The organism is Mesorhizobium sp. Primo-A (genome assembly GCF_003997175.1).
Classification (GTDB): Bacteria; Pseudomonadota; Alphaproteobacteria; order Rhizobiales; family Rhizobiaceae; genus Mesorhizobium; species Mesorhizobium ciceri.
In genome coordinates this window covers 265,625-279,282 of record NZ_RZTG01000009.1, presented here as the reverse complement: position 1 = coordinate 279,282, position 13,658 = coordinate 265,625, and the positions used below count along the sequence as shown (strand labels likewise).

Sequence of the window (13,658 nt, the reverse complement as noted above, 5' to 3'; positions counted from 1 at the left end):
CCGCCGGCCGGAGGCTGCAGACACGCCCAGGATAAGATCGCGGGCCGGCCCGGCGCCTTCTCAGTCGAGCGGTTCGTGCTGGTAAAGCTCGTCCATGCTGAGCGAGGCCAGGGCGCCGAAAGGGGCCTGCTTTTTCACGCGGCCGCCGCTCAGGATGACCACGTCGTCGCAGAACGAGATGGTGCTGTGGTGATGGCTGATGACGATGGTCGTGCGGCGGCCGGCTCTCGACTTCAGGGTCTCGACGATGGCCGCTTCCGACAGCCCGTCCACGGCATTGGTGGCCTCGTCCAGGATGAGGAGATCGGGATCGCGCACCAGGGCTCTCGCCAAGGCGATGCGCTGCCTCTGTCCCGCCGACAGATTGATGCCCCTGTAGCCAACCAGGGTCTCGTAGCCCTGAGGCAGCCTTTCGATGAATTCATGCGCTTCGGCCAGTCTTGCGGCGGCCTCGGCATCGCCGGCAGTCGCGGCATCCTGGCCGTAGGTTATGTTTTCGAAAATGCTGCCGTCGACCAGTTCCAGTTCCTGGCTGGCCAGGGCGATGTGCCGGCGCCACTGGCTGGCATCGATCCGGTCGAGCGGCGATCCATCGACGAGGATGTTGCCGGTGTCCGGTTCGACGAAGCGGCACAGGAGATTGACGATCGTCGTCTTGCCGGCGCCCGAGCGGCCGATCAGCGCCGTCGAGCGGCCACCGCGGATCTCGAATGTCGCCGCGTGCAGCACCACCTCGCGCCGGTCCGTGCCGGAGTAGGTGAATGTCACATCGTCGAACTTGATGCCCTGGCGCAGGCCGTGGAATGGCCCGTCCCCTTGCGGCGGGTGCGGCTTGCCTGTGGGATCCAGCAGCCAAGTCACCTCCTCAAGCGATCCGCTCAGGCCTTGCAGCTGGCTCCACGACCCCTGCAGGGCCCGCATATGCGGCTGCAGCCTGTAGAGCAGGATGACGAAGGCAATGATCAGCGGGAAACTCACCTGCGCCAGCCAGGCGCCGATCACCACCGCCAGGAACAGCATGGCGTGGAGAACCTCCGTCAGCGGCGGCAGCGCTCCCTGGCGCACGAGCAGCGCGAAGGAGGCGCGGCGAACCGCATCCGACGCCGTGTCGAACATCGCCTTTTCCCGGTTCTCCTGTCCGAAGATGCGGATCAGCCGTCCGGCATGCACAAGGTGAAGCATCTGCGAGGCGAGGTGGCCGTTGCGCGAGGCGACGCTGCGGCTTGGCTCCTTCAGATTGGCTGAGAGCATGGCGTGCGCGATCTGGACGAGCGCCAGTCCGAGCGTGACCAAAAGCGTCATGCGCCACGAAAGCAGCAGCAGGAAAGCCAGGAGGATGATGGCGGCCGATGCGCTGACGATGGCCGACAGCATGATCTGGATCGCATCGGAAGCCCGCCAGGATTCGTTGGAGATGATGTTGAGCAGGCGTCCGGGGCTCTGCCGCAGGAAGAACGGGTAGCCGACCCGCAACAGCTGCTCCGACAGGGCGCTGCGGATGGAATGGCTTGCCTTGCCGGAGATGAAGGTCGTCAGCAGCGTGTTGGCGAAGGCGAAGACGTTCTTCAGGATGATCGAGCCGAGGATGGCGGCCGAAATGACGATCAGCCGGTCGCGCTCGCTCAAGCCCGATCCGACGTGCTGGAGGACGGCGGAGAAGCCTGCCATTCCGGCGGCATCCCCGTGTCCCATGATGATGCCCAGCAACGGGATGATCAGGCCGATGCCGAACCCTTCGAGGACGGCGCTGACCAGGCCGAGAATCACCACCGCCGGAAGCAGGCGCAGTTGCCGCTTTCCGAACGCCCGGAACAGCATCGGCAGGTTTGGCGGCAGCATTGGCATTACAGCGTTTCACCTCGCCTGGGCATTGGCTTGTTGATCTTGCCGCACCGGTTCGGCCCGCGGCCGTCTGACCAGCAGGAGAACCGCGAACCTGGCCGCGCCGAGCAAATTCATGGCGACGATCGGCCAGTGCGGCAGGTTGAGTTCACGATCGAAGGCGGGTCCTCCCGCCAATTCCCTGAAAGCCCCTCTTGCGGCCCAGTAGAAATGGCGAAGCAGCCAGGGCGCGTGGCGAACATGCTTCAGGCAGAGCCCGCCATTGCCCAGGCTGTAGTCGCGATGCAGCTTTTCGATGGCTTTGCGATCCCGCCGGCCGTGATGGTGGAAAATCGTCATGTCAGGCACATACTCGACCGCGATGCCGAGCAGCATCGCGCGCACGAGGTAATCGGTATCCTCGGCCGACCGCAATGGTCCGCCGGCGCCGAAGCGTTCGTCGAAATAGCCGATGCGGGCCGCTACATCGCGGTGCATCGTCATGTTGCAGCCCAGCACGAAACCGCCGGGATGAACATCTGGCGTCAGCCGCTCGCGCGCCCACGACCGCTTGATGGTGAACGGCAAATCCCTGGCATCGCCAAGCTCGACACGGCCGCCCCGGATGAGCCATTGTTCCCCGGACGCATAGTGTCGCTCCAGATCGCGCAGATAGTCGCGATGGAGCGCGCAGTCGTCGTCGACGAAGACCAGCACACGGCCGCGCGCGCGCCTCAGCCCGGCGTTGCGCGCAGCCGCCAATCCGGGGCGCGGCTCGCAAACGGGCGTGAACGGAATGTCCGACGCAGCCGCGATGCTGGCCAGGCGTTCGGCCGTGCGGTCGCTCGAACCGTTGTCGACGACCACGAGTTCGGCGGCGAAGCCGGCATGTGCGCGGCATGCGGCTTGCACCGACTTGATGCAGGCATCGAGCACGGCGACGCGGTTGCGCGTGCAGATGATGAAGCTGACTTCCGGCGCCGCTCGTTCCGGGCGGGGACCGGCCGGGGCGGGGCCAAGCGCCGTCGAACGATCGCGCTGCAGGGGTTGGTTGACTTTGACGATCATGCCTCAGCCCGCCTGATAAGGTGCCAGAACCGCCGCGGCGGGCGCAGATTTGAAGAAGTATGCCATGGCATCGGCCTGCCTGGCGGCCGACAGCGAAGCGCGGCTGAGCCAGGGCGCCCAGGCGCCGGGCCGCAGCGCATATTGTTCGCGGCGCCGGATGACGTTCCATTTGGCGGTCCGCGTCAGCAATTCATGGGTGAGCGCGGGCTGGTTTTCGTCGGCGACGAGCTGGTAGAGGAAATAGAATAGGTTCAGCGCGCCGGCCTCGAAGCTCGGCCGCGTCGCCGCCGGCAGCGAGGAAATCTCCTCCTCCAGCGCGACGATGAAGTCGGCCGCACGGGCGACGGTGCCGTGGCTGACCGCATCGCCAATGTCGCGCAGGTCCCGCGTGGCCTGCGCCAGGTCCTCCCGCTCGAGGTTCTCGGCCACGATCCGCAAATGCGTCCTGCGCATCTCCTTGACGTGCCGGCTCGTCACGCTTGCCTCATGGACGCGGTAGACGACCAGGTTTTCGGGCATCATGGCTGCCGGGTAACGGCCGGCCAGCCGCCTGAAAAGATCGAAGTCCTCGGCATGCCGGTAGGCCTGGTCATAGTGCAGGACGCTGTCGTCGATGACCTTCCTGTTGTAGACGACCGTCGGGTGCATGAAGATCGTGAAGAACATCGCCAATACAGGGATGCGGCCGAACTGGAACACCGGATCGGGCCTGCCCCTGGCGATGCGGCCGCGGATCAACATGTCGACGCCGGCGCCGCAGAAGCCCAGTTCGGGCCGCCGCTCGAACAGCGCCACCTGGCGCGACAAACGCCAGGGATAGGCGACGTCGTCGGCATCCATCCGCGCGACCAGTTCGCCCCGGGCGATCGCCAGCCCTTCGTTGAGCGTCGCGACAAGGCCACGGTTTTCGCGCGAGATGATCGAAATGCGGCTGTCGGCCTTTTGGCATCGCTCGAGTATCTCGAGCGAATTATCGGTCGAACCGTCATCGATCGCGATGATCTCCAGGCGACTGTGATCCTGCCGCAGGATGCTTCCCAGCGCGGTGGCGAGATAGGGACCGGCATTGTAGACCGGCAACAGGACGGAGACGAGCGGTGCGGCGATCATCGTCTTGCATCCGTGCGCTGGAGTTCGAGCGCCGGTGTGCGGCCATCGGGCGATCCGCCAGCCGCCGTCGCGAGCCAGCCGCCATGGCTGCCCTGTGCGGAGCGGGTGCGCGCGACATAGGGGAAGTGGCGCTTCAGGCTGTTGAGCGGCCTCTCGAAAACCACCCAGGAAATCGAGGCCGCGACAATCGTGGCGGCGCTCGCAACCAGGAAACGCCCTGGCCCTTGCTCCGAGACGTTGAGCGGAATCCAGGGTTGCGCCTTGACGGCGAGCGACAGCAATATCGGATGATAGAGATAGACGCCGTAGCTGATGCGGCCGAGGCCAAGCAGCGGCGGCAGTTCGGCAAGCTTTCCCAAAGTGCCGCCAAGGCCGCGCGAACAGGCTGCGACGATGACCATCAGCGGCACCAGCGGCAGGACTTGCCGCACCAGCCAATGGGTCCATTCGAGCATCGGATCGGCGGGCGCAGGCACAAACCACTCGATGACAAGGAATGCGGCCGCGAAGGCAGGCCAGCTGAGCCGCATCCAGTGCGGCAGGGCCGCGCCCCTGGATCGCCAGCAGGCAAGCAGCGCGCCCGTCGCCAGCGCATCCATGGATGCCGGCGGCAGCAGGTCGCGCGCCAGCGTCGTGTTGGCGGTGAGCGGCCAATAAAAGCGATAGGCCAGCGACAGTGCGATGACGCCGATGCAGATCTGTTCGAAGCGGCGGCGCGGGGCCAACAGGACGACCAGCGGCCAGGCAAGATAGAACTGCTCCTCGATGCTCAGGCTCCAGAAATGGCACAGCACCCAAGGGTTCCAGTCATTGCGCAGCGCATACCAGAAATTCGACAGGTAAAGCGCATGCCAGACCAGCGATCCCCTGGATTGGTCCAGGTCGACCAGCCAGACGAAACCCAGGACGGCGAAATAGGGTGGAAATATCCGCAAGCCTCGCCTGATATAGAAGGATCGCAGCGCGGGACCGGTCTCGAATTCGGCGGCCGAACGCGCTTCCAGGAGCAGGCGCGTGATCAGGAAGCCGCTCAGCACGAAGAACAGCCGCACGCCGATATGGCCCCAGAATGAAGATCCTCCAGCGGCGAAGAAATGGGAATACAACACCATCGTCACGGCGATGGCTCTCAACGCATCCAGTTGGATGTCGCGGGCGCTTCCCATCAGCGGCATCCGCCAGCGTGATGGCCGCGACCAAGCCGCCAGCCGGCCGTTTCGAGCGGCAGGCCAAGGCGGGCGAGACCCGCCAGAGCGCAGGCATCGTCAAACCTACGCTCGAAATCGACGGACGGGTAGCTCAAGCTGGTCAACCTGGCGGGATCCTCCACGGCGCATATCCAGTCGCAAACGAGTCCCCCAGGAGATCGTTCGGCTACGGCATTGTGCGGCGCAACACAAAAAATCTACCCAGCTGAAATACTTATGTGAGCAAGTGCTAAAAAATTGAGAAAACCGAGCGTTTCTCGTCAATTCTGGCGATTTTTCTCAGAACTTAAACGCTGTGGTTTAAATTTTGCCGATGTTCCCGCCTCGGTTGATTTGCGAGCTCGTGGCTTAAGAGCCTAGTTCTTTGTTAGACCACAGGAAATTCCGTAATCTATATTTTGTCTATATGGATCCGGCCCTGGCTCCGTGAAGAAATGATTTGGAACCATTAGCTTTGCGCGGTGCAGCATCGTCTCTGTTTTTCGTCGTTGCCACGCGCAACGCCCATTACTCGGCTGACCGCCAACCCTCACACCGCGTCGAACACCACCGTCTGCTCCAGCCCGCCGCCCCGGCGGTTTTCCAGTGTTACCGTGCCTCCGTAGCGCTCGATGATTTCCTTGGCGATGGCGAGGCCAAGACCAGCTCCGGGGATCGATTGCAGGCGGCCGGGGTCGACGCGGAAAAAGGGCTCGAACGCCTTGTTCAGGAGTTCCGGGGGGATGCCCGGCCCATGGTCCGATATGGTCAGCACGGCGCGATTGTCGGTCGCGGCCAGGTCGATGCGGCACGCCTTGCCATGGGTGGCGGCGTTGACGATCAGGTTGCGCAAGGCGCGGCGCAGGCCGAGCGCGCCGGCGCGCACGCAAACCTTTTCCAGGTGCCCGATCGAGACGGCATGGCCGAGCGACACCATCTCGGCTTCGATATCGCGCACCGTCTTTGCCAGGTCCACCGCTTCGACGGCGTCCTGGTTGACCTCTTCGCGCACCAGGCGGATGGCGCTGTCGGCGATGCGATCGAGTTCGTCGAGGTCGTGAAGCCATTTGTCGCGTTCGTCGTCCAGGAATTCGGCGCGCAGCCGCATGCGCGTCATCGGCGTGCGCAGATCATGGCCGGCAGCCGCGACCAGCCGCATGCGGCTTTCCATGGCGGTCCGCAGCCGCGACGAGAGCTGGTTCAGCGCATGCGCGGTGGCCTTGACCTCGGCCGAACCCACTTCCGGCACCGCCGCCAGCACGCCGTCCGATCCGATCTTGGAGACGGCGGCCTCCAGCATTTCGAGCGGTCGGATCAGCACCGAGGTGAAATAGACCGATACCGCCGTGGCGCCGGCGACGATCAGCGAGATCCAGCCGGCCAGAACCAGCCATTCTCGCCGCGGCGGCTTGAGGTGCGGCACCTCAATGATCGCCCATCGGCTGTCGGGCAGGTGCATCGATGCGATCTGGCCGGGTTCGTCCGGCTTCTCGTTGACGACCGCGGGAAAGTCGAGGCCACGGCGGTGCAGGATGTCGTTGAGCATCGCCGTTTCCGCACGAGCCACCTTGCCGCCCGCTGGATGGTCGGCGAATTGAACCCGCAGGACGTCGGGGATCGGCCCCGGCAAGAGCCGCACCACCATTTCCATCTGTTGGGCAATCCACGGCACGGTCAGTTCCGGCGGCGGTCCGCCGCCGCGCACGCTGATGACGGCGGCCGTCGCCAGGCCGACGACGCCGACGATCGAGGCGACCAACAGCAGGATGAGACGGCGGCGCAGCGAATTCACGCGTGGCTCTCCACGGTCTCGACACGCGCCGTGAGCTGGTAGCCGCCATTGCGCACGGTCTTGAACAGCGGCCCGTCGCCGGTGTCGGAAAATTTGCGGCGCAGCCGGCTCACCAGCACATCGACCGAGCGTTCCAGCGGATCGCGTTCGCGGCCCTGCGTCAGGTCGAGAAGCTGGTCGCGCGACAAAAGCCGGCCGGGACGGTCGAGAAACACCTGCAAAAGATCGAACTCGGCGCCGGTGAGGTCGACGGCCACGCCTCGCGCATCCGTCACCTTGCGGGTCTCCGGTTCCAGCCTATAGCTGGCAAAGCGGTAGATGCGCGCGCGCGGCGGCGCGGGCGCCTCCTCGGGCGTCGAGCGCCTGAGCACCGCGCGGATGCGGGCAATGAGCTCACGCGGGTTGAACGGCTTGCCGAGATAGTCGTCGGCGCCGAGTTCCAGGCCGATGATGCGGTCGACATCTTCCTTCAGCGCGGTCAGCAGGATGATCGGGGTGTGCGGCTTGCGGTCGCGCAAACCGCGGCAGATATCGAGCCCCGAGCCGTCCGGCAGCATCACGTCGAGCACGATCAGGTCGAATTGGCCGGAGCCAAGCCGTTGCTCGCATTCGCGCCGGTCCGCCGCCGCCGTGACGCGAAAGCCCTGGCTGTCGAGGTAACGCTGGAGAAGCGTCCTGATCTCGCGGTCGTCGTCGACGACGAGGATATGGGGTTGTGACTGCATGACCGTGCCGTTGCCGATGAATATTGGGACCCGTGATTGCAGGGGCTTGCCGCGATTATAGGAGAGCCGCGCCCGAGCGGCGTGGAAAATTGCAACCGAACGTTTCCGGCGGGCCATGGGAAACATTCGGAAACAAATTGCCCTTTTGCGGAAACCTTCGGCAACACGCCGACGCGAAGCGGACAAAGACGCTTCCTATCCTCTGAACCGTCCGAAGCATGAGAGAAAGGAACATCTTTATGCCAAGCAGACTTCTTGCGCTCGGCCTGTTTTCCGTCGCCGCAATTCACCCCGCGCTGGCGGCGCAGCCCGACCCCGGCGCCGGACCCGGTGAGCCGCCCCCTGTCATGGCCATGCAGGATGGGGCAGGCCACGGCCGGAATGGACCCGGCCCGCATGGACCGATGCGACCTGGTTCGCAGGGTTTCGGCCCGCAAGGCTTTGGCCCCCGCCGCATGGGTCCGCCGCCGGAATTCATGCTGGCCGCCCGGCTCGCCGCGCTGGAGACCCGCGTCGGCATCCGCACCGAACAGCTCGACGCCTGGCGCGACTACACCAGCGCGCTGCAGGCGGTGCTTTCGCAGCCTCGGCCTGACCGCGGGCGGCCCGTTGGTGCTGAAGCGAAGGACCCCGACGCAGCAGGCCCGGGCGGCAAGCCCGATCCCTTCGCCTTCCAGGAAAAGCTGGCCGACGACGTTACCGCCCGCGCGGTTTCGGCCGGCAGACTGAAGGAGGCGATCTCTGAACTGCGCGCCAAGCTGACGCCCGAACAACTCGAACTCCTCGCTTCGGCGGAACGTGCCCATGGATCACCCCCCGGTCCCTGGGGCGGTCCGCCGAACGATGCAGCCGGCCCCAGAGGCCTGCCCAACGATGGCAGGCAGCTCCCGCCCCAGCCCGGGAACGACGAGCAACTCTGACCGACTGCACCGGCCGGCCCGGTACCCAACCCGTTCTCGGGTCGGCCGGTTCTCCGGGGATGGCGGGCGTATCTCCGCCATCCTCGTTTCAATCACGCCCAGTTCGAATCGCGCCAATTCGGAACCATGCCCAATTCGAACCCTGCAATGGAAGCACGACAATGTGGGAAGCCATGATCATGCTGCGGCTGCTCGCGTCCGCCAGCCCGAGGCTCTCGTTCGGTCCTGTCGGGCGAGGCATGCCGCTGGCCCCGCCGGCCGACACGCTGAAGGGCGCGATCCGCCTGAGTTTCGCCGGCTGGCGGTTGTCGCTCCCGCTGTCGCAGCCGCTCGACAACCATGGGCATGATGACCGCAAGATCGCGTGAATTCCGGCAAGGCGCTTGGCATGTCCTCGCTGATCGGCATAATGATGTTGGTGGGCATCGCGGCCGGCTACTCGACCTTCGAGCAGCTCCGGCCGCCGAGAAGGAGCGCGACATGAGCCGCTTCGAAGCATTGCTCGTCGCCGCCCGCAGACCGGCGCGGCCCACCATCAAGATATCGGCCGGCATGCCTCGACCAAGCGGTCGATTGCCCGCGCCCGCAACTCCAGCGAAAGATCATTCAGTCCATGTCTATCCAGCCTAGCCCGTCTTTGCAGCCGGCACGCCGTCTGGCGCCCTGGACCGCGATGTTCGCATCCGCCTTTCTGCTGGCGGCCTGCTCGCAGGAGAGCAGCGCCCCCGCAGGCATGGGCGCGCCCGGCAAACCGGAAGTCGGCGTCGTCACCCTGCATCCGCAATCGGTGGCGATCACCGCCGAACTGTCGGGACGCACGGCGGCCTCGCTGGTTGCCGAAGTGCGCCCGCAGGTGAACGGCATTATCCAGCAGCGCCTGTTCAAGGAGGGCAGCGAGGTGGCGGCTGGACAGCCGCTCTACCTCATCGATCCGGCGAGCTACAAGGCGTCCTACGATAGCGCGGTCGCCGCACAGCAGAAGGCGGAAGCGGCGGTGCCTACGGCGCAGGCCAAGTTCGACCGTTATGCCGGCCTGTTGAAGCAGAACGTTGTTTCCAAACAGGATTATGACGATGCCGCCGCCACGCTGGCGCAGGCGCAAGCCGATGTCGCCTCGGCCAAGGCCAGTGCCGAGACGGCGCGCATCAGCCTCGACCGGACCTCCATCACGGCACCGATCGCCGGGCGCATCGACAAGTCCACGCTGACGCCGGGCGCGCTGGTGACCGCGAACCAGGACACGGTGCTGACCACCATCCGTGCCCTCGATCCGATCAATGTCGACGTCACGCAGTCGAGCACCAACCTGCTCAATCTGCGCCAGGCGATCTCGGAAGGGCGGCTGAAGTTCAGCGGGCCCAATGTCAGCGTGAAGCTGAAGCTCGAGAACGGCACCATCTACACGCAGACCGGCAAGCTGGAATTCGCCGGCGCCAATGTCGACCAGACCACCGGCACCTTTGCGCTCAGGGCCGAGTTCCCCAATCCCGACCGCCTGCTTCTGCCCGGCATGTATGTGCGGGCACTGGTCGAGGAGGGCGTTGCCCAGAACAGTTTCCTGGTGCCGCAGCGTGCCGTCAGCCGCAACACCAAGGGCGAGGCCACCGCCATGGTCATCAATGCGCAGGGCAAGGTCGAGACGCGCGTGCTCGCCGTGCGCAACAGCGTCGGCAACAACTGGCTGGTGGATTCGGGTGTCGGCGACGGCGACCGCGTCATCGTCGAGGGCATGCAACTGGTGCGCCCCGGCGGCGATGCGACGGGTGTCGAAGTGACGATCGACGAGACGACCGGCGAGGTCAAGGACCGCGGGCAGAGCACGTCCGCCGCACCGGCCGCGTCCAATGCGGCGAAACCGGCGCCTGCCGCCGCGACCGGGAACTGAGCGATGTCACTATTCTTCATCAACCGGCCGATCTTCGCCTGGGTGATCGCCATCGTGATCATGCTGGGCGGCCTCCTGGCGCTCACCTCGCTGCCGATCTCGCAATATCCGCAGATTGCGCCGACGACAGTCAACATCAGCGCCACCTATCCGGGCGCCGACGCGCAGACGGTCGAGAACTCGGTGACCAAGGTCATCGAGCAAGGCATGACCGGTATCGACAATCTCGACTACATGACGGCGACGTCGACCTCGACCGGTTCGGCCTCGATCACGCTGACCTTCACCACAGCGGCCGATCCCGATACCGCCCAGGTGCAGACGCAAAACAAGCTGCAGCTGGTGCAGTCGCAGCTGCCGCAGGTGGTGCAGAGCAACGGCATCACCGTCTCCAAATCCTCGACCGGCTTCCTGATGGTCATCGGCTTCGTCTCGACCGACGCCAAGATGAACTCGACCGATCTCGCCGACTATGTCGACGCCACCGTCAACGACACGCTGAAGCGCGTCGAAGGCGTCGGCTCGACGCAGCTGTTCGGCTCCGGCTATGCCATGCGCATCTGGCTCGATCCGGACCAGCTCGCCAAATATGCCCTGATGCCGAGCGATGTGGCGACCGCCATCGAGGCACAGAACACGCAGGTTTCGGCCGGCCAGCTCGGCGGCCTGCCGGCGCGCAAGGGCCAGCAGCTCAATGCCACGGTGACGGCCAAGAGCCGGCTGCAGACCGCCGAACAGTTCCGCAACATCATCCTGAAGAGCCAGACCGATGGCTCTCTGGTCCGCCTCAACGATGTCGCCACCGTCGAGCTCGGCGCCGAAAGCTATACGACGCAGGCCAATTACAATGGCAAGCCGGCGGCCGGCGTCGCCGTCAATTTGGCGACCGGCGCCAACGCCATCAACACCGCCGAAGCGGTGCGTTCGACGATCGCCCGGCTGAGCTCGACCTTCCCGCAAGGGGTCGAGGTCGTCTATCCCTACGACACCTCGCCTTTCGTGCGGCTGTCGATCGAGGAGGTGGTCAAGACGCTGGCCGAAGCAATCGTGCTGGTGTTCCTGGTGATGTTCATCTTCCTGCAGAATTTGCGCGCCACCATCATCCCGACGATCGCCGTGCCGGTGGTGCTGCTCGGCACGTTCGGCGTGCTGTCGCTGTTCGGCTATTCCGTCAACACACTGACCATGTTCGCCATGGTGCTGGCCATCGGCCTCTTGGTCGACGACGCCATCGTCGTCGTCGAGAATGTCGAACGCGTGATGCAGGAGGAAGGCCTGTCGCCGAAGGAGGCGACGCGCAAGTCGATGCACGAAATCACCGGCGCGCTGATCGGCATCGCCACGGTGCTTTCGGCCGTGTTCGTGCCGATGGCTTTCTTCGGCGGCTCGACCGGCATCATCTACCGGCAATTCTCGGTGACCATCGTCTCGGCGATGGTGCTGTCCGTGCTGGTCGCCCTTGTGCTGACGCCCGCACTTTGCGCCACCATCCTGCGGCCGCCCAAGGACCATGCGACGCAGACCGGCCCGTTCGGCTGGTTCAACCGTGTCTTCGATCGCGGCACGCTTGCCTACCGCGACGGCTCGCACGGCATCATCAACCGATCCTGGCGCTTCCTCGTCGTGTTCCTGGCCATCGTCGTTGCCGTGGGCTGGATGTTTGCCCGGCTGCCGAGCTCGTTCCTGCCGGAAGAGGACCAGGGCATCCTGATCACCAGCGTGCAGCTGCCCGTCGGCGCGACGCAGGATCGCACGGAGCGCGTGCTGGCAGAAGTGACCGACCATTATCTCAACCAGGAGAAGGACGCCGTCGACGGGGTGTTCACCGCCTCCGGCTTCGGCTTCGGCGGCGCAGGGCAGAATGTCGGCATCGCTTTCGTGCGGCTGAAGGATTTCGACCTGCGCAAATCGCCGGCTTCCGCCGCGCAGGCCATCGCCGGCCGTGCGATGGGCGCGTTTTCGAAGATCAGGGACGCGCAGGTCTTCGCGCTCGCGCCTCCCGCCATCCAGGGCTTCGGCAACACCAACGGCTTCGACTTCTACCTGCAGGACGTCAACGGCGCCGGCCATGACGCGCTGATCCAGACGCGCAACCAGCTTCTGGCCCTGGCCGGGCAGAGCAAGGTGCTCGCCAACACAAGGCCCAACGGCCAGGAAGACCAGCCGCAATTCTCGGTCGACATCGACCAGGAGAAGGCCAGCGCGCTTGGCGTCAGCCTGGCCGACATCAACAACACGCTTTCGACCGCCTGGGGCAGCGATTACGTCAACGACTTCATCGATCGCGGGCGGGTGAAACCGGTCTATCTGCAGTCGGACCCGAACTTCCGCATGCAGCCGGAAGATTTGGACAAATGGCAGGTCCGCAACGCCAGCGGCGACATGGTGCCGTTCTCGGCCTTTGCCTCCAGCCACTGGACATTCGGCTCGCCCAGGCTGGAGCGCTACAATGGGTCGGCGGCGGTCGAGATCCAGGGCGCGGCGGCCACGGGCGTCAGCTCGGGTGCCGCCATGGACGAGATCGACAAGCTCGTCGCGCAACTGCCCGCCGGCTATTCGCACGAGTGGACCGGGCTGTCGCACCAGGAGAAGCTTTCCGGCAACCAGGCGCTGTCGCTCTATGCGATCTCGGCGCTGGTCGTGTTCCTGTGCCTGGCCGCACTTTATGAGAGCTGGTCGATCCCGTTCGCGGTCATGCTGTCGGTGCCGATCGGCATCTTCGGCGCGCTGCTGGCGGCCAGCCTGTTCGGCCAGTCCAACGACGTTTATTTCAAGGTCGGCCTTTTGACCACGATCGGTCTCGCCGCCAAGAACGCCATCCTCATCGTCGAGTTCGCCATCGAGCGGCAGGCCGCCGGGATGGGGCTGGTCGAGGCGACGCTGGAGGCGGCGCGACAACGGCTGCGGCCGATCCTGATGACGTCGCTGGCCTTTATCCTCGGTGTGTTGCCGCTGGCGATCGCCAGCGGTGCGGGCTCGGGCGCGCAGAACTCGGTCGGCATCGGCGTGATGGGGGGCATGATCGCGGCGACGGTGATCGGCGTCTTCCTGGTGCCGCTATTGTTCGTCACGGTGCGGCGCATCTTCAAGGGCAGGGCGGCCAAACCAGATACGGGCGAGACGCCGGTGACGGCCACCCAGCAATAAGGA

Annotated in this window: 10 protein-coding genes; 4 read left to right on the top strand and 6 right to left on the bottom strand. The window is 65.2% G+C overall.

Features of this window, described 5'->3' with window-relative positions:
• Positions 1–60 precede the first annotated feature (60 nt).
• The 6 genes from EOC83_RS18720 to EOC83_RS18695 all read right to left on the bottom strand — a co-directional run bounded on the left by EOC83_RS18720 (position 61) and on the right by EOC83_RS18695 (position 7,703).
• Entirely contained in the window at positions 61–1,845 is a 1,785-nt protein-coding gene (locus EOC83_RS18720) for an ABC transporter ATP-binding protein (protein WP_127325968.1), read from the bottom strand.
• A 9-nt stretch (positions 1,846–1,854) separates the two neighbouring features.
• Positions 1,855–2,889 carry a glycosyltransferase gene (locus tag EOC83_RS18715; protein ID WP_063168605.1) on the bottom strand — a complete coding sequence of 345 codons (1,035 nt, stop codon included), beginning with the start codon at positions 2,887–2,889 and terminating at the stop codon, positions 1,855–1,857.
• Positions 2,890–2,892: 3 nt separating this feature from the next.
• Entirely contained in the window at positions 2,893–3,999 is a 1,107-nt protein-coding gene (locus tag EOC83_RS18710; RefSeq protein ID WP_063168604.1) for a glycosyltransferase family A protein, read from the bottom strand.
• Positions 3,996–5,165 carry an acyltransferase gene (locus EOC83_RS18705; protein ID WP_024501681.1) on the bottom strand — a complete coding sequence of 390 codons (1,170 nt, stop codon included), beginning with the start codon at positions 5,163–5,165 and terminating at the stop codon, positions 3,996–3,998. Before EOC83_RS18705 ends, EOC83_RS18710 begins: the two co-directional genes overlap by 4 nt.
• Before the next feature lie 571 nt (positions 5,166–5,736).
• Positions 5,737–6,978 carry an ATP-binding protein gene (locus EOC83_RS18700; protein WP_063168603.1) on the bottom strand — a complete coding sequence of 414 codons (1,242 nt, stop codon included), beginning with the start codon at positions 6,976–6,978 and terminating at the stop codon, positions 5,737–5,739.
• Positions 6,975–7,703, bottom strand: a complete 729-nt coding sequence (locus EOC83_RS18695) for a response regulator (RefSeq protein ID WP_013530679.1) — start codon at positions 7,701–7,703, stop codon at positions 6,975–6,977. The genes EOC83_RS18700 and EOC83_RS18695 overlap by 4 nt, the downstream gene beginning before the upstream one ends.
• A 239-nt stretch (positions 7,704–7,942) precedes the next feature.
• Here EOC83_RS18695 and EOC83_RS18690 point away from each other — a divergent pair, with 239 nt between their 5' ends.
• The 4 genes from EOC83_RS18690 (at position 7,943) to EOC83_RS18675 (ending at position 13,655) form a co-directional block, all read left to right on the top strand.
• Complete coding sequence (locus EOC83_RS18690) at positions 7,943–8,623, top strand: hypothetical protein (RefSeq protein WP_063168602.1); 681 nt, start codon at positions 7,943–7,945, stop codon at positions 8,621–8,623.
• Between the two features lie 161 nt (positions 8,624–8,784).
• Positions 8,785–8,991 carry a hypothetical protein gene (locus EOC83_RS18685; RefSeq protein WP_013530681.1) on the top strand — a complete coding sequence of 69 codons (207 nt, stop codon included), beginning with the start codon at positions 8,785–8,787 and terminating at the stop codon, positions 8,989–8,991.
• Positions 8,992–9,236: 245 nt separating this feature from the next.
• Entirely contained in the window at positions 9,237–10,508 is a 1,272-nt protein-coding gene (locus EOC83_RS18680) for an efflux RND transporter periplasmic adaptor subunit (protein WP_063168601.1), read from the top strand.
• Positions 10,509–10,511: 3 nt separating this feature from the next.
• Positions 10,512–13,655, top strand: coding sequence for an efflux RND transporter permease subunit (locus EOC83_RS18675; RefSeq protein WP_063168600.1), 3,144 nt, complete (start codon positions 10,512–10,514; stop codon positions 13,653–13,655).
• Positions 13,656–13,658: the final 3 nt, after the last annotated feature.